This window comes from Bremerella alba, from assembly GCF_013618625.1.
In the GTDB taxonomy this organism is placed as follows: Bacteria; Planctomycetota; Planctomycetia; order Pirellulales; family Pirellulaceae; genus Bremerella; species Bremerella alba.
This window is the reverse complement of the sequence record NZ_JABRWO010000007.1, coordinates 268,773-295,214: the sequence shown is the minus strand read 5'-3', so window position 1 is coordinate 295,214 and position 26,442 is coordinate 268,773. Positions and strand designations below refer to the sequence as shown.

Sequence of the window (26,442 nt, the reverse complement as noted above, 5' to 3'; positions counted from 1 at the left end):
ACCTATGGCTCCGCTCTCTCCTAAAGATCTCCAAGTTGCCCCTGCTCAGCAAAAACAACCATCCGGAACCGTCTCCGTCGAACAGGCCATCTTTACGTCGGCTCGTACGTCGTCCAAAGATGGCTATCAGCTGGTCGCTTGGAGCCCCGGTATCGGCAGTGACGATGCCCGTCAACTGGCCGTTTGGGGCCCCGCTCACGATTCGATGATCGTGGAAGATCCTACCGACGTGAGCCTGAATTTTCATCCGTTGGGGGATCACAAGTATTGCATCTCTCGGACGGTGCTTGGCGCGGCTGAATACAGCGGACGGGGTGGTCGTCAGGTTTACACGCACTGCTTTGTGCTGGATGCTGCTTCGTTCACGAAGTTTCAGAACGATCCGTTTCGTGTGTTATCGGCGGCACTTGCGATTCATGATCTACGACCAGGGGCGAAGCTTCCCAGCGATCTTCCTTCGCTGAAGATGCTACCGTCAGGCCCCCCTGTCGATGCAGGACTGATTCGTTTCTTCGATTCTCCCGTCCAGCAGCAATCGTTGGTGGCTTGGACGCATCATGCATTAATGTCGAAGAAGTTGATGTTCACCGGTGGCTATAACGACCGGTTTCTAACGGTCTTTTTCAATCTTCTTCCCGTATCGATTCGGCCTGAGTTTTCGTTCTCGACGCGGCTTAGATATTCGCCTCGCCGCAATTTTCGGTTGATCGGCTTGGCCAATGACATGGAAGAACAAAAGAGAGCCGCCCGGCAGGAAGGCTGTAGTGTGTTTCAGTTTGATTCGCCGGCGCGTACGCCCGAGGCCTCGCGTCATCCTTGGGCCACGTGGGTTCAAGTGGCGCTGTGCCATCGCGAGCCCGACGAAGCAGCTCGGCTCATCGGCGAAGTCCCGCTGACGACGCGATTAGAAGACCTTTCTGCGATCGGAAACCGACTACGAGTGGCGATGTCCGGCAAACGGATCAAAGAGGCGGCTGCTGCCCCGGCCGCCTCTTCGCCACTGGTAGTTCCGGAAGACAATACCGATCGGGGCGAATTATTGGTGCTTGTCGAGCGTGCGTTAGAAGGTGACGTGACCGCACTGGAACGGCTCAATGCCACATGGTGTGCTCAGCCAGATCGACAACTGGAAGCATTGCGTCAAGATTGCGCTCGCCACTTCTTAGGTCTTTCGCGTGATAAGCGTTTTGAGCCAGGATCGAAAGGGGCCGTCGCGGTCGAAATTCTTAGCCTGATCCTGCGAGTGAGTCCCTAACGCTCTAAGGCCCAGGGCGTTTACGCTCGTAGCTGCGTTCGATTTGAATTGCCTTCCGTCCTTTAAACGCACCTGCGAATGCCTGAAACGTGGGCGTGCCATTTACATTGACCTGCAATGGCGTACGCGAGTCTTTCTCGGTCGTAATCACGTCGCCAACGCGTAGGTCTAGCAGTTCTTCCATCGTGATCTTGGTCTCAGCCAGAATCACGTCGAGCGCTACCTGGGCTTTATCGAGGTGAACCCCCAACGTGGCCTTCGATTCTGGGGTCGCTTCGCTACTCCCATAGGCGAACCAAGTGTTTGCCGTCAGTTTATTGCTGATGCGCTCGATCGAGTTGAACGGGATGCACAGGTTGATCATGCCGCGCACATCGCCGATGGCCAGCTCGAAACTAACAAGCACAACGACTTCGTTTGGTGGAACGATCTGCACCAACTGAGGATTGCTTTCGACGCGGACGACGCGAAGGTCGAGTGGCAGCACGTTCTCCCAGGCATCTTTCAGCTCGATCAAAAAGAGATCGGAGATCCGCGAAACGAGCGTGAGTTCAATCTCGGTGAGAGGGCGTCGCGAGGCAGGCGTACTTTCTTTGCCGCCACCCAGCAAACGGTCGATGATGGGATATAGAATGGAGGGATTGATGTCGAGAATCAGGTTCCCTTCCAGCGGCTCGGCAACCAATAGGTTAAAGCAACTGGGATTTTCCAAACTGAAAACGAACTCGCTATACGTCAGCTGATCGACGCTGGTGAGCTTGACTTCCACAATCGAACGCAAGAGCGCTGAGAGAGCAGCACCGAAATTGCGGCTAAAGCCTTCGTGCATCGACTGTAGGGCCCGCATCTGGTCCTTGCCGACACGTTCTGGCCGTTTGAAGTCGTATGGAGTGACTTTTTCTCGCCCGCGCATGCTGCGCGAGGGGGCCCCGGCATCGGCTACCGCAGCGGTTGGACCTTTGTCCGGTTCCGCGGTGGTTTCCATCGCGTTGAGAAGGCTCTCGACTTCTGCCTGACTCAGTACGTTGTCTGACATGAATCACTCCCTTGATTCACGAAAATCAGTCGACGTTCGACTCTATTGGCGAACGTGACCTTCTCCCATGACGATGTATTTGTAGCTGGTAAGGGCTTCGATTCCGCACGGGCCGCGGGCATGGAATTTATCGGTACTGATTCCGATTTCCGCCCCGAGACCGAATTCGCCGCCGTCGTTAAAACGGGTACTCGCGTTGACCATCACGGCTGAACTGTCGATCTGTGCTGAGAACTTTCGACTGGCGGCCAAGTTCTCAGTCACGATTGATTCGGTGTGCTTCGAGCTGTACTTATTGATGTGGGCAATCGCGTCATCGATGTTTTCAACGACTTTCACTGAAATGACAGGGCCCAGGTATTCGGCACCAAAATCCTCTTCAGATGCCTGCGTGGCGGTCGGTACGATGGAGCACGTGGCTTCATCTCCGCGCATCTCGACTCCTTCGGTCGAGAACGCTGCGGCGACCAGTGGCAGAAACTTGTCCGCGACATGCTTGTGCACGACCAATGATTCCGCCGCGTTACAAACACCATAACGATGACACTTACTGTTGACCGTAATCTGCAGGGCCATGTTCAAGTCGGCGGCTTGGTCGACGTAGACATGACAGTTACCGGCAAAGTGCTTGATAACCGGCATGGTGGCTTCTTCGCTGACGCGGCGAATGAGGCCTTCGCCTCCGCGCGGAATCGCGACATCGATAAGTTGATCGAGTTTCAGGAAATGGCCCACCGCAGCCCGGTCGGTCGTAGAAACCAACTGCAGGGCATCCGCGGGAATACCGAACTCGACCGCTTGAGCCTGCAGAATGCTGACAATGGCCTGCGAGGAATGCATCGCTTCTTTGCCGCCTCGTAGGATCACCGCATTGCCGCTCTTCACGCAAATGGCGGCTGCATCAGCGGTGACGTTTGGGCGCGATTCGTAGATAAAGAAAACGACCCCCAGAGGAACACGAATCTTTTGAATTGCTAAACCGTTCGGACGAACCGATGATTCGATCGTGGCCCCGATGGGATCGGGGAACATGGCGATCTCTTCCAAGGCCGAGGCAATTCCTGCAACCCGATCCTTGGTCAATCGGAGCCGATCGATCTGGGCGTCTGACAGGCCGTACTGGGGTGCGTTGGCAATGTCTTTTTCGTTGGCCTGGGCGATGCTTTCAAAGCTGTTTCGTAGCGCAGCAGCGGAAGCACGCAGCCAGTCATTCTTAGCTTGACCTGAGACTGTGCCGAGCACACGTGACGCGGCTTGCGCTTTTTCAGCCGTTTCTTTGCAATAGGTGGCTAAGTCGAGATCGTCAGCAATCGCCATTATTCAAACCTTGAGAAACAATTCGTCCAATTTCGGATTATCCCTGGAAAGGGACATTGGGTCAATGCGAAAGGTTCGTATTGCTCGAGACATGGGCAAGCACTAACGGTCTGCCCAGTAACGGCTTATGGCGATGAATTCATCTTGCGGCTACTAGGCTTCGGGCAATTCTCGAGGGACACCGTCGACGCCCCCAGTAGCGACAAACGCTTCCAGGGATTCCTTGTTGGCTTTCACATTGTGCACTCGGATGATTTGAACTCCGAGCCGAGCCAGCGTGAGCGTTGAGCCAACGGTTGCCAACGTACGGTCTAAGTCCTTGTCACCGAGAATCTTAGCCAGGAACCCTTTCCGGGAATGACCAACCAGAATCGGGCAATTCAGCGCGTGGAATTCGTCGCACTGGGCCATCAAGTCCAGGTTGTGCTGATGTGTCTTGCCGAATCCAATGCCAGGGTCGAGGCAGATCTTGCTGCGCTCGATGCCTGCCAATCTTAGCTGGCGGTACCGATCCTGCAGATAATCGAAGATGTCTAACACAACGTCGTCGTATTCGGGATCGTCCTGCATCGTTTGCGGATTGCCTCGCATATGCATTGCACAGACGCCCACGCCCGTTTCTACCGCCAAAGGAACCATGCCTGGGTCCGCTTCAAGTCCGCTGACGTCGTTGATGACCTCGGCCCCGGCGGCAATTGCTTCCTTGGCCACGATTGCTTTCGTGGTATCGATCGAAATAGGAATGCGGAGCGACTCGGCCAACGATTGGATAATGGGAATGATGCGTCGGATCTCTTCCTCAGCAGTCACTGGCTCTGAGTAAGGGCGGGTGCTTTCTCCTCCAACATCAACGATATCCGCCCCTTCGGCTTCCATTTGGAGGGCTCGGTCGATTGCGGCTTGTGGATCGATCCATTGTCCCCCGTCTGAAAAGCTGTCCGGCGTAACGTTCAAGATTCCCATAAGCTTGGGAGTACGATTGAAACGCAGCGTACGTGTGCGAAGTTGCCACGTGAGAGCACGGTAAGGATAACGCTGTGCTAAGGTCGTACTGTGGGGAGTAGATCTCATTCCAGAATTTTAGCAAACGCTTTCGTACGGACGTATCCCGGGTTCTACCAGGGGGTCTGCATATGACGAACCAGTTCCCGAGCGAATTGGTTAATCGCGTCTTGTTGTGCCGTTACCATCGATTGCCCCGGTTCCGGATAGAGAATGCCGGTGGCGGTGAGAGTCTCGCTCATCAAGACGGGAGCCAGCGAGAGCGCCCCAGGCTGCCGAACGAGTTGACCTCGTTGGTCGATCCACTCGTAGTGAATCTGGAAGTTCTCTTGCAAGATACGTGGATCATCCAGGCTGTTTTGACCCTGAACGAGCTTGTTCTCGGTCACCAGACTTCCCCGTAGAACACTATCGGCTGATTGAGCGTCAGCGATTTTATAGGGAGTGGTAGCTTCTATTTCCTTGATCACCGCTTCGGTTATGCGTTCGCCCAGGTCACGACGGTAGATCAGTGACGTGAAAATCGGGACATGAACCGTCCGGATATCAGGCCGATACAGACTTCGGTTGCCAATCTGATAATGAACGCAACCAAATTGACTTGCCGCAATCAGTATGAAAGCGGCAAACAAAAGGGATCGGGTTAGTGTCAGCGGATGTCGCATGAGTTCTCAAGGTCTCGAAGAGCCTAACGCGTTTCCGTTTCGTCGTCCGCGCGAGTCGCGATATTTTCAACCGGTGTCTGAGATGGTTCCGGTAAATTAGTCTTGCGATCCATCCAACCGTAAAGGAACTCAGCAGGAGGCGTGGGAGTGCCAGGACGTCCCTTGATCTCGGTAATACGTTCCTTCGCCGCATCGGCCATGTTAGATGACGGGAATTTTTCGATGACTTGCGAGTAATAGTGATACGCGCCTTGGTATTCACGACGCCGATCGTAGAACGCGGCTTTGTTCCATAGTCGCTCAGCCTGAGCGGCACGAATGTCGAAGTCCAGTTTCTCAATGACCTGCATGTTCTCTTGCGTCTTATCCGGGAACTGACGCTTGATGCGGACCAAAAGCTTCTCGGCGTCTTCCAATGGCTTGCCGTCGTATTCGGCGCCTTGATAGACCTTCAATTTGGTCACTACGCCCAGGTAGTGGGCGGTGAACTGGTGTTCGCTAGTCGGAAAGTTTTCGCGTAGATCGGTGTAGAATCGATCGGCCGATTCAAAATTGGCTTCCCGGAAGTGGGCATTCGCCGCAGCCAGGGTCGCGTCATCGGCCAAATCGCCGGTTGGATCGTCCAATCGAATCAAATCGAACAGTTTGATGGCATTACCAAAGCGATCGAACAGCGGCAACTGCTCATCCGTCAGGTTGGGCTGGAGAGACCAGGTACGCTCTTTGGTATGGCGATCGAGCCAATATCGGGCCAACTTAAAGCGTCTCGCCCCAACGGCATCGAGGTGTTTCGAGTTAGGATACTTTTTGACTAGTTGGTCGTACTGCTTAGTCGCATCGGGATAGTTGTCGAGAAAAAAGTAGCACTCGCCAGAGTACATCAACGCGTCTTCCTCAAGGGTTGAATCCTGGTGATAGACGCCGGCCCGTTTAAAGATTCCGGCCGCTTGATTCAGCTTGCGGTTTCGCTCGTTCCCTTCGGCGGCCATTCCTTGCTCGTAGAGGCCCTCGGCCTCGGCAAATAGCCGCTTGGCAAGTGCCCGGTTTTCGGACGTGTTGCCGGTGACCTCTAGTGTTTTCGCACCGACACCGCTTGGGTCCCACCACGAGTTGCCGGAGGCAGCCTCAGGCTCAGGCGACTGACCCCGCTGCACTCCTTCTTCTTCGTAGCTAACTTGCGTTATCTGTCCTCCGGAAGGGCTGAACGCTGTCGACGGCGGCACGGGATCGCGCTGGCCGAAGTTTGTACAGCCGATAGCCGAAGCGGTCGACAAAATGCCGAGGGTGACGATCGTGGTGGTTTTCATCATCGAGGACTTCCTTGCCCTATGCGTGGTCCAACCCGTGCTCAAATCGAGAGAATCTGCAGGTATTCTCGCAATCTGGGTGTCTTGCCCAGGGTATGGCTGAGGTATCTATTGACGAGTGCCCGGACCTCCATGGCCAGACGCGAGGGAATTTCCGTACGCTTCCATCGCTCGTCTTCCGCGGCATAAATCGATAGTAGCTGAAGCGTATCCACTGCCACGTCAATGACCTGACGATGTCCGCTACGGGCCTTTCTCGAAAGTACGCCACCAGCGAGCAGTCCGAAGGGAGTACGTCCGCGCTCGGCAATTGGTTCTCCTGTTTCGACGCAATGTGTCAGTTCAGGCAATTGACCGAGATGGCGTAGTAACATCATCTCGAACCGCAACACCAAAGGAGCAACGGCCTCGTACTGATTCAGCTGCGAAAGGATTTCGTCGGCCAAATGGAATAATTCCGGATGGGGATCAGAGTGGTCCGTCAACTGCGCTAGTAGCTCGGCCAGGTAATAACCGGCGTACAGATGATCGGAACTCTTTTGCCCTGCTCGGAAACGTCGTTCGACTTTCGCTTCGGTCAGCAAATCAAGGCTGTCGCTTTTTTTGTGGAGGAAGACTATTCCACTTACGGTCAAAACGTCAAGAGCAGACTCGAATGGGCTCTTGGGACGCTTGCACCCTTTGGCTAGTGCTGTGATTTTGCCGAAATCCTCGGTGAATAGCGTTGCGATGCAAGAGGTTTCGCTGAAATCGACGGTCCGTATGACGATAGCTAGCGATTTTTCCGCCGACATAAGATGAGAGATTTCTTATAGGAACTTCGAAAGCCTGGGCGAAAAACGTGCTAGCTACGCTGACTGAACCTTATTTTGCTTCGAGCGAATCAGCCGCAACTGATGAATCCGGCGACGATCGGAAGCGACCACTTGGATCGAAACGTCTCCCACTTGAAGCTGTTCGCCCGGCTTAGGGATTCGCTTCATCTCGTGGATGACCAGACCGCCGATCGTATCGTAGTCGTCTTCTTCAGGAAGTTCCATGCCCAGAACCTCGTTGATGTCTTCGACATGAGCTTTGCCGGTCACGTCTGCTTCTTCATCCGAAACCTGGATGATCCCGTTGTCGGCTTCATCGATATCATGCTCGTCGACAATCTCGCCGACAATTTCTTCCAACACATCCTCGATTGTCACCAGACCAGTCACGGCATGGTATTCGTCAACCACTAAAGCCAGGTGCGTTCGCTTTCTCAGAAAGTACTTCAACAGTTCGCTAACGGTCATGCTCTGCGGCACGTGGATCACAGGACGAGCCAGGTCCAGCAGCGACTTGCGGGTAGATTCAGGACGGGCAAGTTCCGGCAGCAAGTCCTTCACGTACAGAAGCCCGGCAAAGTTATCGCGACTGCCATCCCACACTGGGATGCGTGTGCGGCCCGTTTTGGAAATGAACTCAACGATTTCCCACCAAGAGGTCGTCGCCGCCAGAGAATCGATCTCGCTGCGAGGCGTCATGATGCTGACTGTTTCCGTATCGTCGAGGTCCATGACCCCTTCGATCATTTCTCGGGCATCTTCTTCAATATGACCTTCGCGAATGGCCTCAGTCACGATGGTCCGGATTTCTTCTTCAAATTCCTCTTCTTCGTCGGGTGGCTCGTCCACAATACCAGCGGCCCGCTTCATCACGCTGCCCAGGAAATCGACCCCGTAGGTTACCGGGTAGAAGACGGTGCTCACGGTCGACCAGATGGGCCACGTGAAATAGATAAATGGAGGCCCAAAGTGTTCGGCGACTGCCCAGGGCAACCAAACCATCGTCACCATCAAAACCAAGGTCACCCCAGCAACATCGCCTGTAAAGATGAACGCATCGAGCAGTGAGCCTTCGCGTAAGCCGAGCAGCCATGCCTGGCTGGAAATCAGGAAGATCGCCAGGCTCAGAACTTGCAGGGCCTGGGCAGCCAAGGCGGCAATTTCATGGTGCTCGTGAATGGTGCTGAACAGACGCAGACGATCGCGTTTCTCGCAGTACTCTTCCAAGTCGTGCCAGAGCATGTCAGGCAGAATGGTCGCAGCAATGGATGACAGAATCAGAACCAACCAACTAGAGGTAGCTAGCCAGATGAAAAGCGTCGGTCCCATCGCCTAGGTTGCTCCGTGACTTGAGGAATCGGCAGCCGACGACTGGCCAGCATACGCAATATCCAGCTTGCTAAGGTAGTGCTTTTCGAGACGCCGCATTTCCTGGCGGTCGTGGTCTTCGTGATCGTCGTAGCCAGCCAAGTGCAAACAGCCATGCACGACGTACAACGTCATCTCTTCTTCGGTTTTCCAGCCGTGTTGCCGGGCTTCTTCCGCCGCGTACTCGGCACTTAACATGATCTCGCCAGACAGGAAATCATCGGTCTGATCCATCGGAAACGTAATGACGTCGGTGGGGTAATCATGCTGAAGAAATTGAACATTACAGTCATGTATCTCAGCGTTATCAACAACGGCGATACCGACTTCGCCTCGCGGGTAGCCTTCGCCGGAAAAGACTTCCCGGACGGCTTTTTCCAAGAGATCCTGTGGAACAGGATGTTCTGTTTGGCGATTGGAAAGATTTATTTCGTAGTCCGAGGACATCGGTCTCGCTTTATGCAGGTTGCGAACTAGGGTATTTTACGCGGCCATGGTAGACCGCCGTGAGGCTCTTGGTGACGCTTGATTGAATTTGACGCAGTTCGCTCAGCGTCAGGCCACATTCGTCGAACTGCCCGTCTAATAATCGCTTCATCGAAAGTTCTTCCACCAGGGCTTCAATTCGGGAAGCCGTCGGTTCAACGAGTGTCCGGCAAGCACTTTCGACCGCATCGCAAATCATCAGGACAGCGGCTTCTTTCGTTTGCGGTTTCGGCCCTGGGTACCGATAGATGGTTTCATCGACCTCTCGCTCATCCGGGTTGGCTTCGACCTTGGCGCTCGCCACGCGATAGAAGTATTCGACCAGGGTGGTGCCGTGATGTTGTTCGATAAAGTCGATAATAGCCCGCGGCAGTCGATTCTGACGCGCCAAGTCGGCGCCGTCTTTCACGTGGGCGATGATCACCAACGTGCTGATCGCCGGATTTAAGCCATCGTGGCGGTTGCTGGAAGCGTTCTGGTTTTCAATGAAGTACTCAGGCTTCATCATCTTGCCGATGTCATGGAAATAGGCACCGACACGCACCAGCAAGCCATTGGCTCCGATCGAATCGGCCGCGGACTCGGCAATCGAGGCAACTGTGATCGAATGATTGTAAGTTCCAGGAGCACGTTGGGCCAGTTTCTGCAGCAGCGGATGCGCGGCATCGCCCAATTCCAAAAGACTGATATCGGTCAAGATGCCGTATGCCTTTTCGACAAACGGCAAGAGACCAGTCATCAAGAAGCCAGCCCCCACGGCATACACGCCTTGCCAGGCCGCCGCTTGAAGCAGCGCCATCGTCGCTGGCTGACCCGATACGATACTCACGCCGTATTTGGTGGCAAAGGCCACTAGACCAGCCCACAGGCCCACGAAAATCAACTTGTTACGGCTTCGAATCCGGTTCATCGACAACGTGGCCGCGCTACATGTGGCGGTGATCGTGACGAAAGCCACCAGGCTGGAACCGCTGGTAAGAACAATCGCCAAGCTGACACAGGCGGTAACTAGAAGCGCAAACTCCTGTCGGTAGGCGATCGAAACGGTCATCGCCAAAATCATCACTGGGATGAGTTCCGCTTGCCAGCGATCGTCAAACCAATAGCCCATCGCAATCGTCGTGCAGGTCGGTACCAGGAACAGCAAGTACTCGTTCAGGTCTCTCAGGATACTGGGGCATTTGAAAACTAGGTAAATCGCACACAACGCCCCCAGGGCATAATACATACCCAGAATGGCCAGCGAGTAAATCGTCTTGGAAAAGAAACTTCGTTGATCGATGTAGGCGCGGTGTTCGGCGTGAAGCAATTTGATCTCAGTAGGATCAAGTGGCTTTCCAGGCAGAACGACGGCGTCCTTGGTCGAATAGATATGCATCACCGGCTCTACGGCGGCCACCGCATCTTCGCGCTCCGTGGCGGTAGCTGCTTTATCGATGAAGAGTGTACCGGGAAGGTTCTTGTCGACCCAATAATCGACCGCTTCGACGAGGAAGTTAATGTCTTCGCCTTTGGCGAGTTTCTCAAGTTCAATTCGCAGGCTGGTGCGGATGTTCTCGAAGACTTGCGCCTTCAAGACATCGTTCTGCGAGATAATTTGCTTATTCGCATTCGGGCCGGGAGTCACGACGATAATGCTTGCCGCTTGCCCTTGTTTTTCTTCGAGTTGCTCCGGCGACATGATTCCGCGGGAGGCGAACGGCTTGAGAGCGGTCGCGATGTTTTGCTCAAAAGCATTCAGCATATTCTCGCGATTGAACAAGGCCTTGAGCCGTTGAAACTGTTCTTCTCGCTCCATGGGGCTTAGCGGGGAGACATCGTCATCGGCAATCGGAAAGAACTCGTTCCAGAGCCGCTCGACTTCCACATCGAACTGCTTGGCCGTGGTGAGCTGTACGATGATCGACTGCAAGCGGGAACGCAACTGATCGAGTCGAGCCGGCTCGTTCAGGTAGACCGACTTCGCCTCGTTTTCGGCGTCTCGTTCCGCTTTGGCGGTTGCCAGCGGGTCGAGGACCGAGAATTGCACACGCGGGTGAATTTCGGACGGAGGAACGAAGCCTGGGCGGTATTCCATCGGCGGATTCCACGCCCCGGTTACCAGCCACAATGCGATGGCCGCGAACAAGGCGCAGGCCAAGTAAAGCAACTTGTCAGGATGCGACAGTTCCGAGATGAAGCGTCTGAAGGTTCCCGGAGGAAGCTCTAAGGTCGCGACATGTTTCGCACGTTTTTTTGACTTGCCTGGCTGCGCCATGAATTAGTTGCCTTCGCCGGCGGGCTCGTTGGGCGAGTCCGTTTCGTAGGCATCCACAATCTTTTGCACCAGCGGATGACGCTGGATATCTGCGTTGCTTAACTCGACGCGAGCAATACCATCGATATTGCGGAGGCGATATAACGCATCTGTCAAACCACTTCGCACACGAGGCGGCAAGTCGTTTTGTGTCGTATCGCCGCTGATGACCATTCGTGAATCCTTGCCCATACGGGTCAGGAACATCTTCATTTGCGAGATTGTCGTGTTCTGCGCTTCGTCCAAAATGATGAAGGCATTATTTAAGGTACGTCCCCGCATAAACGCAAGCGGAACGACTTCAATGACATCGGTCGCCATGTACTGCGTAATGAGATTCGACTCCATCATTTCGGTGAGTGAATCGAGCATCGGGCGCAGGTAAGGGTTGATCTTCTCATACAACGTACCGGGAAGGAACCCAAGCTGCTCGCCTGCTTCGACGGCGGGACGCACTAATACAATCTTTCCGATTCGGTTCTCCAAAAGCGCTTCGACTGCCATGGCGACGGCCAGGTAAGTTTTTCCCGTGCCGGCAGGACCGAGCGCAAAGACCATGTTATGGTCGCGAATCGCTTCCACATACGTGACCTGCCCTGGCGTACGCGGTTTGACACCGCCACCTTTTTGGAAAGTCGAAATAGGAATCGTCTTGCGAAGGATCGATTCGCCATTAATGACCGCCAGCGCTTCGTCGAGGTCTTCAGAGAACAACGCACCGTTACGTTCCAAGCGATGCCGCAGGTCTTCGACGACCTTCATCGCCTTGACGACATTCCGCTCGTCTCCCGAAATGCTAACCCGCTCGTCACGATGCGTTATCGTGACGCTTAACGAATCGCGAATTCGGCGAAGGTGTTGATCGCGGCTGCCGAATAGCTGGAGGACCGATGCGTGGTCCAAAAATTTGATCGTCGCTTCGTACATCGATTGGGCAATACCTATTGCCTTATCCTGGGAAGGGAGAATTCCTATGTCAAAATATAGACAATGTTTCGGGCATGGGAATCATCATTATGTCCCCGTGGATTGTAACTCTTTACTCAGTATGAGTTTAGATATTTGTAGAGAATCGTGTTTCGCCGTGTCGAGTTTGCGTATTGTGCTTAAGTTAACGGCCAGGGCCGATAATACCGACTTCCCAGCACAGCAGAGCCATGGGCGCGCCAAGCAGCATCGAGTCCAGCACATCCAGTACGCCCCCCAGACCTATCAGCCAACGGCTCGAGTCTTTCGTTTCCATGTCTCGTTTGAACATAGACTCTGCCAGGTCTCCGAGCATACCGGCCGGCGAGACAAGCAGCGCAAAGATCAGCCAGCCAAAAGGAATCGAAGCCACTGGGCCGCCGAGCATCCACGGACCAACCCACTCGAACATCACGTAGCTTCCCAGGCACGAGGCCGCTAACCCGCCCAGGGTGCCTTCCAATGTCTTGCCAGGGGATAGCCTAGGGACAAGTTTCGTGCGTCCGAAGTTCGACCCGATAAAATAAGCCCCGGTATCCGAAATCTTGACGACAACAATCATCGACAGCAGTGCCAACATGCCGTAAGCGTTATCGGACTCTGTCCCTTGCTGTGCCAATCGTAGGCGAACGATAAAGCTCAGCAGTCCGCCTACGTAAAAGATCGAGAAGATCGTCAGGCCCAGGTGAATCATCGACTGGCCAGGCTTTTCGTAGCGGCGCATTTCTCCGAGGATCGAGAGCACTACGCCAAACGCCAGTGCGTAGAGCGTCCCTTCTGCCTGATCCGTTTGCGAGGGGACATTGCTCGACGGCCACCAGATCGGCAAGCTTGCCGCCATGATTACGATGAACGTTCCTAGGTGGCACGACCAGCCAATGGGGCGCAGCTGCTTGGCACGCAGCAGGTCAAGCACTTCCTCGGCGGCCAGCACCCCCAGCAGTAAAACCAACGGAAGCAGCCATAGGCCTGGACGTCCAAAGTTATAGTTGTAGTCGAGCCAACAAAGTCCGCAGAGAGGCAGAATTATGGCAATCGCTCCAATCAATCGCCACTTGAGCACGCGTCAACTCCTGAAGACCCTGGTTTGGTAAGACCGCCAAATCGGCGATCACGTGAAGCGAAATTCTCGATGGCATCTCGCAGAGTCTCTTCACGAAACTCAGGCCAACAAAGATCGGTGACCCACAATTCTGAATAGCTTACTTGCCATAGCAAGAAGTTACTGATTCGCATTTCTCCGGCGGTACGAATCATCAGATCCGGGTCCGGCATACCGCGCGTGTAAAGATGCTCGGCAATCGTTGCCTCAGTGATATCTTCCGCTTTTAGGCGTCCCTGCTGAACTCCTTCAGCAATACACTGTACCGCATCGACCATCTCGGCCCGGCCGCCATAGTTGATCGCCAGGCACAGCGTGGTGCCGGTGTTGGCAGTGCTCAGCTCAATGGTTTTGTCCATTTCGCGCTGAACCTGATCGGGGATGCCATCGCGGCGACCGATAATCTTCACGCGGACGTTTTGCTTCATGATCGTCGCCCGCTCTTCGATCATGTACTGTTCGAGCAAATGCATCAGAAAGTCGAGCTCGTGCTGGGGCCGCTTCCAGTTCTCGCTGGAAAGACAGTAGAGCGTGAGCTGGTCGATCTTCAGTCGAGCACACTCTTCGACCGTTGCGCGGACCGAATGCACTCCTCGCCGATGCCCCTCGATGCGAGGCAGCCCTTGCCGCTGAGCCCACCGACCATTGCCATCCATGATCACAGCGATGTGCTTGGGAAAGCGATCGCGGGGAATCTCTTCGATCGGATGTCGCGCTGTCGTAGCCGTTTTTGACACGTCGCTAAATTGGGCCAAAGGGGTCGAAATATGGGGGCGTTGGAACGATTCCCTATTATGACGCGTCCCTCGGATGCATTTCAACGCGGGATTGCCAGATAAAACTTACGTTGTCGCCAGCTTTAAAACGTCGGAAGTAAAGATCGTTTGCTTCCGATCTGGGCCGATCGAAACCACACCCACCGGGAAACCGACCAATTCTTCCACGCGACGGACATAGGCCAACGCATTCTCGGGAAGATCGTCCAGCGAGCGAGCCCCGGTGATTTCTTCCTTCCAGCCAGGAAGCGTTTCATAAACGGGCTTCACGTTGCGGATGTCGTCGACATGCGAAGGGAAGCGGGTGATCTGCTCGCCATCGAGTTCATAGGCAACACAGATTTTTAGTTCGTCGAAGGTCGAAAGAACGTCCAGCATCATTAAGGACAACACATCGATACCGCTCAGGCGGGCCGTGTAACGAACGGCAACCGCATCAAACCAGCCCGTTCGGCGTGGTCGACCAGTTGTCGTGCCGAACTCGTTGCCCCGTTTGCGGATCTTCTCACCAACTTCGTCGTGAAGTTCAGTCGGGAATGGGCCACCACCCACGCGTGTGCTGTAGGCTTTGGCAACCCCGATGACCTGATCAATGTGCTTGGCTGGCACCCCGGCACCGGCCGAAGCCCCCACACCAGAGCTGTTACTGCTGGTGACAAAGGGATAGGTACCGTGGTCGACATCCAGTAGCGCGCCTTGGGCTCCCTCGAAGAGAATCGTCTTCTGTTCATCCACTGCGTTCAGCAAAACGTCGGTTGAATCGCACATAAATGGACGGAGACGCTCGGCATACCCGGCAAATTCTTCGTAGATCTGCGCGGCGTCGAGAGGCTCGAACTGGCCGTCCTCGTACATGCTGGCGATCGTGCGATTTTTCTTTTCGCAGATCATGAAGACCTTCTCTTTGAAATTCGGTCGCATCATGTCGCCTAGGCGAATCGCGTAGCTGCGTCCCACCTTATCGCGGTAGCAGGGGCCAATGCCACGTAGCGTGGTGCCGATGTTTTCGCCGTCGGCTGTGCCTTGGTTCATCGCACGATCTTCGGCAATGTGCCAAGGGAAGATGATGTGCGAGCGGTCGCTCAGCTGCAAATTGTCGATCGTCACGCCGCGGTCAGTCAGGCCGTCCATCTCGCCTAGTAGGATTGGCGGGTTAATGACCACCCCAGCCGTAATGACGTTTAGGACGTTGCTGCGAAGGATACCACTGGGAATGTGGTGCAGCTTATAGACGTTCTCGCCGTCGACCACTGTATGGCCGGCGTTGGCACCACCCAAAAAGCGGGCCACGATATCGTGTTGCTGGGTTAAAAGATCGACGAGTTTCCCTTTGGCCTCGTCACCCCACTGCAAACCAATAACACACGAACCAGCCACAAACCTTCTCCAGTGATAGCAGTCAATTCAAGACGAACCCAACTAGTGTAGCGCGAAGCAGGGGAGTCGGTCAACGAGGCGGAAGTGCCCTCTGGTGTCATTCTGGGGGAATTCGGCTTCATTCCTGGAGTGCAAACCGATACACTCCCCAGTGTCGGGCATTTTCTGACCAGATGGCGAAAAGTGCTCAAATTCACCATTTCCCCCTTTCTCGATCCCGCCGCGATGACTTCCATTCTTGTTCTGGCACTCCTGATGACTGCGCCGGAAGCCTCGTCTACCGAAGGCTTCGATACCCTGGTTGTTTGTCCCGAGGCCTACGTCACGGCAATGCGTCCTTGGCTCCAGTACCGCATGCAGCAGGGGCACCGCATTGGGGTGGTGACCGATGTGAGTTCCAAGGAGAAGATCCGTACCACGATTCGAGACGCCGCCCAATCAGGTCCCTTAAAACAGGTTCTGTTGGTCGGCGATGTCGTGGCCGACAAGTCCGGCGGCATAGGGGTCCCGGTGCATTATCAGGAAGCCGTGGTGAACGTCCATTTCGGATCAGAGCCTGAGATCCCCACCGACAACTACTATGCCGACCTCGATGACGACCAAATTCCGGACCTGGCCGTCGGAAGGTTTTCGGTCGCCAATGAAGAGGAACTGAAAACGATTGTCGCCAAGACGATCGACTACGAATCAAAACTTCCGCCAGGCGACTGGCAGCGTCGATTGCACTTTGTCGCTGGCGTGGGTGGCTTTGGTTCCGTTGTCGATACGATGATGGAAACGATCACAAAAAAGTTCCTTACCGACGAGATACCTGCCCACTTCGAGGCCAAGGTGGCCCAAGGAAGTTGGCGCAGTATCTACTGTCCTGATCCGCGAGAGTTTCGCGACGAAGTCGTCCGGCAACTCAACGAGGGGGGGCTGTTCTGGGTTTATATGGGGCATGGGCATGTCGAAACGCTCGACTATATCCGTGTTCCCAACGATGCCTACCCAATTTTGACCAATCAGGATGTCGCCGCGCTGCGAAACGAAACGTCGAGTCCGATTGCGATCTTTCTGTCGTGCTACACCGGCGCATTCGATGCCCCGCGAGACTGCCTGGCGGAAAAGCTTCACCGTGAAAAAGGGGGCCCAGTCGCCGTGTTTGCCGGATCGCGGGTGACGATGCCTTACGCGATGAGCGTCATGGGCACCGAGATGCTGCAGCAGTACTTCAATGAAAAGCAGCCCACGCTGGGACAACTTCTGTTGCACGCCAAACGCGAAGCCATGCAACAAGGCGGAAAGTTAGGCAATCGTAAGATGCTCGATACGATGGCCGCGCTGGTCAGTCCTAAGCCAGGGCTTTTGCGGGAAGAACGACTCGAGCATATGGGCCTGTTCAACTTATTGGGTGATCCACTGCTAAAGCTTCCCCATGCCTCGCCGGTCGAGGTTTCGGCCCCAGGAGTTGCGCATCCCGGCTCGTCGATCGAGATCGTGGGCAAGACTTCGCTGCCAGGCAAAGTTCGTGTCGAACTAGTTTGTCGCCGCGATGGATGCGTCGCTCAGCTTTCCAAACGTGCGACCTATCAGCCGCTGCATGACGAACTTGTCCAGTACACCAAAACTTATCAGTCTGCCAACGACCGGCTGTGGCATGTTGTCGATGCTGAGCAGGCGGACGGCAAATTTCAGGTGAAACTCGATATTCCGGAAGCTTGTCACGGACCATGTCACGTGCGAGTCTGGGTCGAAGGGGCCTCGCAAGTCGGTCTGGGATCTCAAGATATCGCGATTCAGCCACTCCAGGTTGCTGAGGGAATCTTGGAAGGGCAAATCGGGGAATAATTCTCGTTTTCGCCGTTTAGTGCATAAGGATTTCGCCTTGCGAGCGGCTTTCGTGCATTTGTACCACAAAAACTCTTGATCGGTGGTGTAGAATCAAGGTACAGTGAATTGCAAATCGGGCAAGTTTTGCCGGATTGGTACTTAGGCAAGTTGCTATCACTCGAAAGAGCTTGCCGTCCCGCCTGAAATTTCACTCCTTCCCAGAACCGGACGTTCTTATGATCTCGCTGCAACTCACGAGCATCTCGCGGCAGATGCTTCTCGGTGCCGCGTTGGCTCTCTTGGCCTTGGCTCCCCAGGTAAGCTGGGCGGAAGAGTCTTCGGAAATCGACTTTAATCGCGATATCCGTCCTCTGCTATCGGATCGTTGCTATGCCTGCCACGGACCGGACGAAAACCATCGCGAAGGAGGAATACGTTTCGACGACGCCGAAAGCGTCCTCGGCGAAGCGGATTCCGGCATGCTGGCCATTGTGCCAGGCAAGCCGGACGAAAGTGAAATGATTGCGCGTATCCTTAGCGATGATGAGTCGACGGTGATGCCGCCGGCTGATTCCAATAAGAGCCTTACCCCCGAAGAGATCGCCAAACTCAAACAGTGGGTCGCCGAGGGGGCCAAGTTCCAAGGGCATTGGTCCTTTGAAACGCCGCAGAAGACCGATCCTCCGCAGGTTGATTTTGCCGAGTGGAATGAAAAGGAAATCGATCAATTTCTGGGTTCAGCCCTCAAGAAGAAAGGGCTTGCACCGAGTGAGCCTGCCGACAAGTTGACGCTGATTCGCCGGGTAACGTTTACACTGACCGGTCTTCCGCCTACGGTGCAAGAGGTCGATGCGTTCCTGAAAGACGAGTCGACAGACGCTTACGAGAAAGTCGTCGATCGCTTATTGGCTTCTCCCCAATACGGCGAGCACATGGCTCGGTATTGGTTAGACGCTGCTCGCTATGCCGACACGCACGGCCTGCATTTGGACAATTACCGCGAGATGTGGATGTATCGCGATTGGGTCATCCGAGCGCTCAACGACAACAAGCCGTACGATGTCTTTCTGACCGAACAATTGGCCGGCGACTTGTTGCCCAATTCATCGTGGGAACAGCAAGTTGCCTCTGGCTTCAATCGGTGCAACGTGACGACCAATGAAGGGGGCTCGATCAAAGCGGAAGTAAAAATGCGGAACGTGAACGATCGTGTGGTCACAACCGGGACGGTGTTCATGGGGCTAACCATGGACTGCACGCGTTGTCACGATCACAAGTACGATCCCCTCAAGCAAAAAGACTTCTACTCGATGTATGGGTTCTTCAACAGCATCGATGGAAGCGCCATGGATGGTAACAAGAAGGATCACGCACCCACCATTTACTCGAAAGAAGCAACCCAAGAACTGGCTCAACTCGATCAACAAATTGGCCAAAAACGGGAAGAGATTAAATCAACGTTGGCCAAGGTCGAATACCAAGACCCAGGCCCCGGCGTTGATAACCCCAAGATCGAACCCGAAGAGGTCGTCTGGGTCGAAGACGGCGTCCCGGGGAAAGCCAATATCAGTGGTGACTACCACTGGGTGACCAAGCCTGAGCCTGTTTTCAGTGGCGAGAAGTCCGCCAAACGAACGGCCAAAGGGAACGACCAAGCCTACTTCAATCAAACGGATCAGACGATCACGCTCTTCAAAGGGGATACGCTGTTCGGCTACGTATATCTCGATCCCAAAAATCCGCCGAAAGAAGTGATGTTCCAGTGGAACGATGGGGACTGGGATCAACGAGCCTATTGGGGTGAAGACCTGATTCCCTATGGCAGCAACGGCAAAACCAAGCATCGTATCGGCGACCTGCCCGAGACCGGCAAATGGGTCCGGCTGGAAGTGCCGATTGAAAAGATCGGTTTGAACGAAGGGGCCAAGCTCAACGGTTGGGCGTTCACTCAGTGGGACGGCACCGTTTACTGGGACAAAGCTGGCTACGTCACTAAGCACGGCAAGCAGCCTCAATTCAAGTCGCTACAGGATTGGACCGAGTTCGCTGCCAAATCACCAGCTTCCCTCAATCCCGAAAATAAAAAGGTCACCGAGATTCTAAAGAAAGAAACCGGCAAACGCAGCGAAGACGAGACAAAAACGCTTCGTCGTTACTTTCTTGAGTTTGTCTGTCTCGACACGCAAGAGACGTTCAATAAATTGCGTGGCGAACTGAAAACGATGACCGACAAGCAAGCCGATTTGAAGAAAAACTCGCCAACCACGTTGGTATATAAGGAAGCCGCCAAGCCGGTCGCTGCTCATGTCTTGATTCGGGGCGAGTACGATCAGATTGGCGAGGAAGTACCTCGCAAAGTGCCAGGCTTCTTGCCACCGATGACTGAAGAAATGCCCAAGGATCGGCTCGGGCTATCGATGTGGTTGTTAGATCCAAGTCACCCATTAACCGCACGTGTGGCAGTCAATCGGTATTGGCAACACGTCTTTGGTGTTGGCCTGGTAAAGACCTCGGAGGACTTCGGTTCCCAAGGTAGTGTGCCTAGCCATCCGCAACTTCTGGACAATCTGGCACTCGAGTTCCGCGAAAACGGCTGGGATATCAAGCAGTTGATGAAACGGATGGTGATGACATCCGCTTACCGTCAGTCGTCGACCTTGACGCCTGAACTGTTGAAGAAGGATCCCGAGAATCGTCTGCTCGCGCGTGGACCTCGCTATCGTTTAGATGCCGAGTCTCTCCGCGATCAAGCGTTGGCACTGAGTGGCCTTTTGGTCGAAAAGATCGGCGGCCCATCGGTCAAGCCGCCGCAGCCTGATGGGCTCTGGAAAGCCGTGGGCTATTCCGGCAGTAACACGGTGCAGTTCAAAGCCGACGAAGGCCACGAAAAAGTCCATCGCCGTACGCTGTATACGTTTATTAAGCGGACGGCATTGGCTCCTCAGATGGGCACTTTCGATGCTCCCAACCGCGAGTCGTGCACGGTTCGTCGAGAACGCACCAATACGCCACTGCAAGCCCTCCTGCTGATGAACGATCCGCAGTATGTCGAAACGGCGGTCGCGATGGCCCAACGCGTGATGGACGAAGGGGGCTCGGATCCTGTTTCCAAGGTGAACTATCTGATTTCGCTTTGCTTACTGAATCCTGAAAACGACGTTCAGAAAAAAGAACTGGAATCGTTGTATTTCGATAGCCTTACCTACTTCCAGAAGAATCCGGAAGCCGCCGGCAAGTTGGTTGGCAAAGATGAGACCCCCGCAGAGTTAGCAGCCTGGGCGATTGTCTGTAACACGCTGCTCAACCTCGACGAAGTCGTCATTCAACGCTAATTCACCTCTACCTAAGAACGCATCAAGGACCAATTCGATGGATCCTCGTAACGACTATATTCAAGCGATCACCCGCCGGCACTTCTTTCAGAAAGGGGCCCTCGGGCTGGGGGCCGCAGCGCTGGCATCGATGACCGATCTGCCTGCCCAGGCAGCCAAACTTCCCAGTTCCGGCGTGGGCGGTTTACCTCAACTGCCGCACTTCGCCCCCAAGGCGAAACGGGCCATTTACTTGTTCATGGCCGGGGCTCCCTGCCAAATGGACTTATTCGACTACAAACCGCAAATGAACCAGTGGTACGACAAGGACTTGCCGGAATCGGTGCGGCAAGGGCAACGTCTAACGACGATGACCTCTGGGCAAAGCCGATTTCCGATCGCTCCGTCGAAGTTCAAATTTACGCCCCATGGCGAAAACGGCACGATGGTCAGCGAGTTGCTTCCTTACCACGCCAAAATGGTCGATGACATCGCGTTGGTAAAGTCGGTCCACACCGAGGCGATCAATCACGACCCGGCCATCACGTACATCTGCACCGGGAACCAACTCCCCGGTAGGCCTAGCTTGGGCTCCTGGCTGAGCTATGGCTTAGGTTCGATGAATGAAAACCTGCCGACCTTCGTGGTCATGACACCCAATTGGAGCGGTCGTCAGCAAGCCCAGGCACTCTATAACCGTCTGTGGGGCGCCGGCTTCTTACCTTCCAAGCATTCGGCCGTCACCTTAAGAAAGTCAGGCGATCCGATCTTATTTCTGTCGAATCCGGAAGGTGTCGACAGTTCGCTCCGCCGGCGTATGCTCGATAGCGTTTCCAAAATCAACCAAGAGACCTACCGACTTTCAGGCGATCCGGAAACACAATCGAGAATCTCGCAGTACGAGATGGCTTTTCGCATGCAGTCCTCGGTACCAGAGTTGGTCGACTTGAAGCAAGAGTCGCAAGCGACGCTCGACATGTACGGGCCCGATGTTAGTAAACCAGGTTCTTTTGCCGCTAGTTGTCTGCTGGCTCGCCGCATGGTCGAACGCGACGTGCGTTTCGTGCAGATCTTCCACCGTGGTTGGGATCAACACGGTAACGTGGCCCGAGATCTTCCGGCCCAGGCGAAAGACGTCGATCAAGCCGCTTGGGCATTAATTCAAGATTTGAAGATGCGTGGTCTATTGGACGACACGCTGGTAGTTTGGGGTGGCGAGTTTGGCCGCACCATCTACAGCCAAGGCGGGCTATCCAAAGACAACTACGGTCGCGATCATCATCCACGGTGTTTTACGGTGTGGATGGCCGGCGGTGGTGTGAAGCCGGGGGTAGTTCATGGCGAAACAGACGACTTCAGCTACAACATCGTGAAAGATCCGGTTCACATTTCAGACCTGAACGCGACGATCTTGCACTGCCTGGGTATCGATCATAGCAAGCTGTCGATCTCGACTCAGGGGCTTGATGTTCGTCTAACCGGGGTCGAAGAGCGACACCCGGTAAAGCAGTTGCTGCTGTAGCCAGGATCGGAAGTTATTTCCGATCCAAGCCGCCGACGTTCTTCTTTGGGCATTCGCTCACCGAGAAGAGGAGAGCCACGTTTTGCCACGGGGGCAAGCGAATGTCCCATTGGTTAGCCACGGTTCGTCGGCGGCTGGGGCAAGCAGGGGGCGATTGCACTCGCCAGGTTACTGAGCCCGACTGATGTACATCGGAATCTTCAGCTCAGGCTGCGAAGATTCGATCATCTTCTTGGCACGCTCTCTCGCACTAACCAGTTGGCTTCCATCTTCAGGAGCCGTGATTTGGCGAAACTTGGCGGCCAGTTGCTCTACCGCTGGTTGCATCAGGACGATCTCGGCTAGTTGCGATCGCAGGTCGCTCGAGCTGCCTAGGACAGCAACCATCGTTTTGTTGAGGCCAGTCACCAAGTCGACATTTTCTACCAAAGCCGGCACACAATCGTCGAGACGGACAACCTGGTCTTCGATCTGATCGATCTTGTGCAGGTTCTCTTGGGCTTTGGCAATCTTCTCGTCCTGCGAGTTCAGGAAGTTAACCAACCAAGCCAGTTCGTCCATGTTCTCTGATGCCGAAGTGGTTTGCTCTTGAACGTCTTTGATACGTGCGTTCAGGTGAATCGCTTCGTAGGACAACTCGGTTGCGGAATCTAGCGTATCGGCCAGCTTCTGAACCTGCAGATCCATAGACTTCTGGTCGTCCAAGATCGTCTGCACATTCGACAGAACCAAGCTGGACTGCTCGGTGTCGATCGCCAACTGCTGCACGAGGTTCTGGTTGTTGGACAGCGAATCAATCGCACGGTCCGTGGCGTCGGACTGGGCAGCTAGGTCGCAGATTGCGTTCTGCAGTTTCCAATGCGAATCAACCGTAGCGGTTAGTTCAGGAATCAGGCACTGCTGGTTGATCAGTTGCTGTTGAACCAATTCCATAGACGACAGCGAGTCTTTGGCCTTGAAGATGTCCGCGCCACTTTGAGCCAATCGGGCAGCCAGTGATTCCAACTCGTCGACACGCTGCTGGGCGGCTGTCAGCTTCAAGTTGGCTTTGTCCAAATTCGATTGCAAGCTGCTAAGCTTGGCGGCCGCTGTGTCGGCCGTGTTCAACTTAGCCGACAAGCGGGCGATTTCGTCGTGCAGACGATCGGACCGCTGAATGGTCTGACCTGACTTGTAGAGCATGCCGCTCTGGTTTTCGAGACGCGATAGAAGCGAGTTGGTTCGCAGGGTGGCATCGTTGAACCCCGTCAACTGGTTGAGCGGGTGATGGGTTGCTTTGACTTCCTTCTCGACTCTAGCGAGCTGTTTCACCAGATCTTGCTGCAACCAGAACTGGGTGATCCCGACACCCAACGCGATTCCTAAAACAAGACAAAAACTTCCAATGATACCCGGGTTCCGCGTGGCCCAGTTGTAACTCGTATCATCCGCATAATGATCATTAATCGGCATATGAATCTCCTCCGTGTTTAATTGGCAATGTCCGTGCTCCTCGTGAGCACTTATGTTATCGAAACACACACCGTCTCCGGAAAAGTCATCCGCAAGTGATTCCCAAAGGTTTACTAGCACCCTGCACCCATCACCCAAATAACCGACACAGCCCGACCGTTGTGTTAAGAGGTAGCGAAAGTCTTTACCTGAAGGTTAAACTTGCCATTTCTTAGCCCGGATAGGCTTCGCAAGCGAAAAGTGTAGACCAACCGCTAAAATTGAGCTGAGCATTTTCTGGCCATTGCACTGTTCGCGTAAAGAACAAGGCAAGTTTGGCCTGCTTGCGATCACCGTATCGCGTGTTGAGCTTTGCAATAGTGGACTAGCGATTTTGATGACGAAGCTTTACTCGAACTTGCTGTATTTGCTTGTGGTTCTGACGGGTTGTTGGAATCAGTCCGACTACAAGGTGATATGTGCAAAGTTCGAGGATATGGACGAACCGTTCAACTGTCGGATTGTTGTTCCGAATGACCTTTCTGGCAAAGTACCGCTGGTGATCGCCTACCATGGCGTAGGGGATACGCCCGAGTCGATGGCCAACTACTCGAAGTTAGATCAACTGGCGGCAAAACACCGTTTTCTTTTGGTCTATCCCGATGCAAAAGGAAGATTGTGGAGAGTACCGCGAAGTGACGATCCTGGTCACGGCGAGAGTCGGGACTTGGATCGATTTGACTTGATTCTCCGGGAAATAGAATCGCATTATGCGATTGATCCCAAGCAAATCTATGTCGTTGGAATGTCGCAAGGAGCGACTTTTGTACACGGGCTCATTCGTAATCGTCCGAATCTTGTTGCCGCCGTAGTGGCTCACTCAGGTACGCCGTCAAAAGGCACTGATTTCTCCAAAGGCATGACCCCCATTCTCTTGATCGCTGGCCAGAATGATCTGGTTCATGATGCGATGGAAGCCGCTGCCCAGGAGTATCACGACGCGGATACAGCAAGCGAATTCGTCTCGGTTCCCGGACTAGGGCATGAATGGTCAATAGACCATAACGAAGCCATCTGGACATTTTTAAGTGGAATTCGTCGTTGAGTTATCGGTCGACGAGAATCACACTACGCCCGTCTGGGTCTTGGACAATCGCTTGAACACCCCAGGCAAACGCTTTCGGCTCGCGCACAATCGTTGTCCCTGAATGTCTAAGCTGCTGCACCAGCGTACCTATCTCGGAAACCTCCAGCCCTATGCTCGTAGATGAGTCGATTGGTTCGGCCGACTTGGCCGGATAGATTTCCAGCACGAAATCATTCGTATCGCTTGCCCAGTGTATGGGGCCCTGGTCGTGTTGCTCTTCTATCAAGATGAGCCCTAACGATTGATAAAACCGGACCGTCACTTCTGGATCACGCGAGCGCAGGGCAATCAAGTTCACCCGCGTCTGGCAGGAGTTCAGTCTCGGCATTGCCTGCAAAACATCGTAGAGCAGGGCTGGGGAAACATCGTGCGGCCCCTTTTCGGTGAGCTTCAACAGCGAGGCTTCGAGCGTCATGTCTTTGACTTGTGCAATCGCAGCTGCGGCGACTACCGGAGATCGGCTCATTCCGGCGCTGCACGCAATGATCGTCGGACGCTTCGCTTCGACCAACTTGGCGACCGTTTCGATGCAGGTCTGAAGCAGATATTGGGGATTGCCGGTGCCATCTAACAGCGGAAAACGGCAATAGAGGATGTCTCGCGGAAACGCAATGGGACGCTCTTCCATGGCCAAGTCGACTATCGCGGTTGCTCCTGCAAGCAAGGTCGCGCGAATGTCACGAACCTGCAGTGCATTGGCGATCCAAAGCTCGTTGGGGGTGATTTCACGCATATTAGACAATGGCCTTTCTAAACGGTTTCATCCGTACACTCGTTGTAAACGCGACAAACGCAGTGTGTCTAGCCATAATTCTTTTCTACATAACCAGTTAGTTTCCCCTAAGCCGAGATTGAGCCCAACCCCCTCACGCAGTATGCTGAATCTATCGCCCCACTTGATATGTAAAGCCCATTGGGCACTGCCTGGGATGAATCGATGAAAGTTGCTAAGAATACGGTCGTTTCCATTACCTATACCCTCAAAGATTCCGATGGGAATCTGCTTGATTCGACCGATGCGTCGGACCCGCTTGCATATTTGCATGGCGTAGGGAATCTGATTTCGGGGATGGAGAAGGCGCTCGACGACCGCGACTCCGGTGAGACGTTCCAAGTCATCATTCCGCCGGAAGATGGCTACGGTAAGTTCGACGACGATTTGGTCTGGGAACTGGAGAAGTCGCAGTTTGCCGAGATGGGTGAAATCGAAGAAGGGACGCAGTTCGTTCTCGAAACGGAAGACGATCAGGTTCTGGTGACCGTCGTCGATATCCGCGAAGACATGGTCATCGTCGACGGCAACCACGAGTTGGCCGATGAAACGCTCCATTTCGATATCACCGTCGTCGAAGTCCGTGATGCGACACCTGAAGAGCTTGAACACGGCCACGCGCACGGACCTGGTAGTGCGCACGATCACGACCATGGTTAAGAAGTGTTGGGCTGAGGTG

The 26,442-nt window shown here is 54.3% G+C and carries 21 protein-coding genes; 6 read left to right on the top strand and 15 right to left on the bottom strand.

The window, feature by feature from the left end; translation table 11 throughout:
• Window positions 1-4: 4 nt before the first annotated feature.
• Window positions 5-1,255 carry a GAP1-N2 domain-containing protein gene (locus HOV93_RS13855; RefSeq protein ID WP_207397096.1) on the top strand — a complete coding sequence of 417 codons (1,251 nt, stop codon included), beginning with the start codon at window positions 5-7 and terminating at the stop codon, window positions 1,253-1,255.
• A gap of 4 nt (window positions 1,256-1,259) precedes the next feature.
• Here HOV93_RS13855 and fliM read toward each other — a convergent pair whose 3' ends face one another.
• From fliM to HOV93_RS13790, 13 genes are all read right to left on the bottom strand, one after another.
• Window positions 1,260-2,291, bottom strand: coding sequence for a flagellar motor switch protein FliM (gene fliM, locus HOV93_RS13850; protein WP_207397095.1), 1,032 nt, complete (start codon window positions 2,289-2,291; stop codon window positions 1,260-1,262).
• A gap of 42 nt (window positions 2,292-2,333) precedes the next feature.
• Window positions 2,334-3,608 (bottom strand): glutamate-5-semialdehyde dehydrogenase, encoded by a 1,275-nt coding sequence (locus HOV93_RS13845; protein ID WP_207397094.1) that lies wholly within the window; start codon window positions 3,606-3,608, stop codon window positions 2,334-2,336.
• 153 nt (window positions 3,609-3,761) lie between these two features.
• A complete protein-coding gene (gene folP / locus HOV93_RS13840) occupies window positions 3,762-4,679 on the bottom strand; it encodes a dihydropteroate synthase (RefSeq protein WP_235990320.1) in 918 nt (305 codons plus the stop codon).
• Window positions 4,680-4,723: 44 nt separating this feature from the next.
• Window positions 4,724-5,275 carry an LPS assembly lipoprotein LptE gene (gene lptE, locus HOV93_RS13835; protein WP_207397093.1) on the bottom strand — a complete coding sequence of 184 codons (552 nt, stop codon included), beginning with the start codon at window positions 5,273-5,275 and terminating at the stop codon, window positions 4,724-4,726.
• Between the two features lie 23 nt (window positions 5,276-5,298).
• Window positions 5,299-6,585: a tetratricopeptide repeat protein gene (locus tag HOV93_RS13830; RefSeq protein ID WP_207397092.1), complete on the bottom strand. Its 1,287-nt coding sequence runs from the start codon at window positions 6,583-6,585 to the stop codon at window positions 5,299-5,301.
• A 38-nt stretch (window positions 6,586-6,623) separates the two neighbouring features.
• On the bottom strand, window positions 6,624-7,376 hold the full coding sequence (recO, locus tag HOV93_RS13825) for a DNA repair protein RecO (protein ID WP_207397091.1): 753 nt from the start codon (window positions 7,374-7,376) through the stop codon (window positions 6,624-6,626).
• 54 nt (window positions 7,377-7,430) lie between these two features.
• Window positions 7,431-8,726: a hemolysin family protein gene (locus HOV93_RS13820; RefSeq protein WP_207397090.1), complete on the bottom strand. Its 1,296-nt coding sequence runs from the start codon at window positions 8,724-8,726 to the stop codon at window positions 7,431-7,433.
• Between the two features lie 3 nt (window positions 8,727-8,729).
• Window positions 8,730-9,212, bottom strand: a complete 483-nt coding sequence (ybeY, locus tag HOV93_RS13815; RefSeq protein WP_207397089.1) for an rRNA maturation RNase YbeY — start codon at window positions 9,210-9,212, stop codon at window positions 8,730-8,732.
• Window positions 9,213-9,222: 10 nt separating this feature from the next.
• Window positions 9,223-11,508, bottom strand: a complete 2,286-nt coding sequence (locus HOV93_RS13810; protein WP_207397088.1) for an HD family phosphohydrolase — start codon at window positions 11,506-11,508, stop codon at window positions 9,223-9,225.
• Between the two features lie 3 nt (window positions 11,509-11,511).
• Window positions 11,512-12,474 carry a PhoH family protein gene (locus HOV93_RS13805; RefSeq protein ID WP_207397087.1) on the bottom strand — a complete coding sequence of 321 codons (963 nt, stop codon included), beginning with the start codon at window positions 12,472-12,474 and terminating at the stop codon, window positions 11,512-11,514.
• A 184-nt stretch (window positions 12,475-12,658) separates the two neighbouring features.
• Entirely contained in the window at window positions 12,659-13,576 is a 918-nt protein-coding gene (locus tag HOV93_RS13800) for a phosphatidate cytidylyltransferase (protein ID WP_207397086.1), read from the bottom strand.
• Complete coding sequence (locus HOV93_RS13795) at window positions 13,558-14,352, bottom strand: isoprenyl transferase (protein WP_315853410.1); 795 nt, start codon at window positions 14,350-14,352, stop codon at window positions 13,558-13,560. The genes HOV93_RS13800 and HOV93_RS13795 overlap by 19 nt, the downstream gene beginning before the upstream one ends.
• Before the next feature lie 105 nt (window positions 14,353-14,457).
• Entirely contained in the window at window positions 14,458-15,768 is a 1,311-nt protein-coding gene (locus HOV93_RS13790; protein WP_207397085.1) for an adenylosuccinate synthase, read from the bottom strand.
• Window positions 15,769-15,852: 84 nt separating this feature from the next.
• Here HOV93_RS13790 and HOV93_RS13785 point away from each other — a divergent pair, with 84 nt between their 5' ends.
• From HOV93_RS13785 to HOV93_RS13775, 3 genes are all read left to right on the top strand, one after another.
• Entirely contained in the window at window positions 15,853-17,598 is a 1,746-nt protein-coding gene (locus HOV93_RS13785) for a C25 family cysteine peptidase (RefSeq protein ID WP_207397084.1), read from the top strand.
• A 218-nt stretch (window positions 17,599-17,816) separates the two neighbouring features.
• Window positions 17,817-20,912, top strand: coding sequence for a PSD1 and planctomycete cytochrome C domain-containing protein (locus HOV93_RS13780; RefSeq protein WP_207397083.1), 3,096 nt, complete (start codon window positions 17,817-17,819; stop codon window positions 20,910-20,912).
• A gap of 37 nt (window positions 20,913-20,949) precedes the next feature.
• Window positions 20,950-22,413 (top strand): DUF1501 domain-containing protein, encoded by a 1,464-nt coding sequence (locus tag HOV93_RS13775; RefSeq protein WP_207397082.1) that lies wholly within the window; start codon window positions 20,950-20,952, stop codon window positions 22,411-22,413.
• A gap of 168 nt (window positions 22,414-22,581) precedes the next feature.
• On the opposite strand, the gene HOV93_RS13770 is transcribed toward HOV93_RS13775, so the two are convergent.
• Entirely contained in the window at window positions 22,582-23,865 is a 1,284-nt protein-coding gene (locus HOV93_RS13770) for a hypothetical protein (RefSeq protein ID WP_207397081.1), read from the bottom strand.
• A 376-nt stretch (window positions 23,866-24,241) separates the two neighbouring features.
• Between HOV93_RS13770 and HOV93_RS13765 the strand changes: the two genes are divergently transcribed.
• Window positions 24,242-24,949, top strand: coding sequence for an alpha/beta hydrolase family esterase (locus HOV93_RS13765; RefSeq protein WP_207397080.1), 708 nt, complete (start codon window positions 24,242-24,244; stop codon window positions 24,947-24,949).
• Window position 24,950: 1 nt separating this feature from the next.
• Here HOV93_RS13765 and HOV93_RS13760 read toward each other — a convergent pair whose 3' ends face one another.
• Window positions 24,951-25,724, bottom strand: coding sequence for a VOC family protein (locus HOV93_RS13760; RefSeq protein ID WP_207397079.1), 774 nt, complete (start codon window positions 25,722-25,724; stop codon window positions 24,951-24,953).
• Between the two features lie 204 nt (window positions 25,725-25,928).
• On the opposite strand from HOV93_RS13760, the gene HOV93_RS13755 reads away from it, so the two are divergent.
• Entirely contained in the window at window positions 25,929-26,423 is a 495-nt protein-coding gene (locus HOV93_RS13755) for an FKBP-type peptidyl-prolyl cis-trans isomerase (protein ID WP_207397078.1), read from the top strand.
• Window positions 26,424-26,442: the final 19 nt, after the last annotated feature.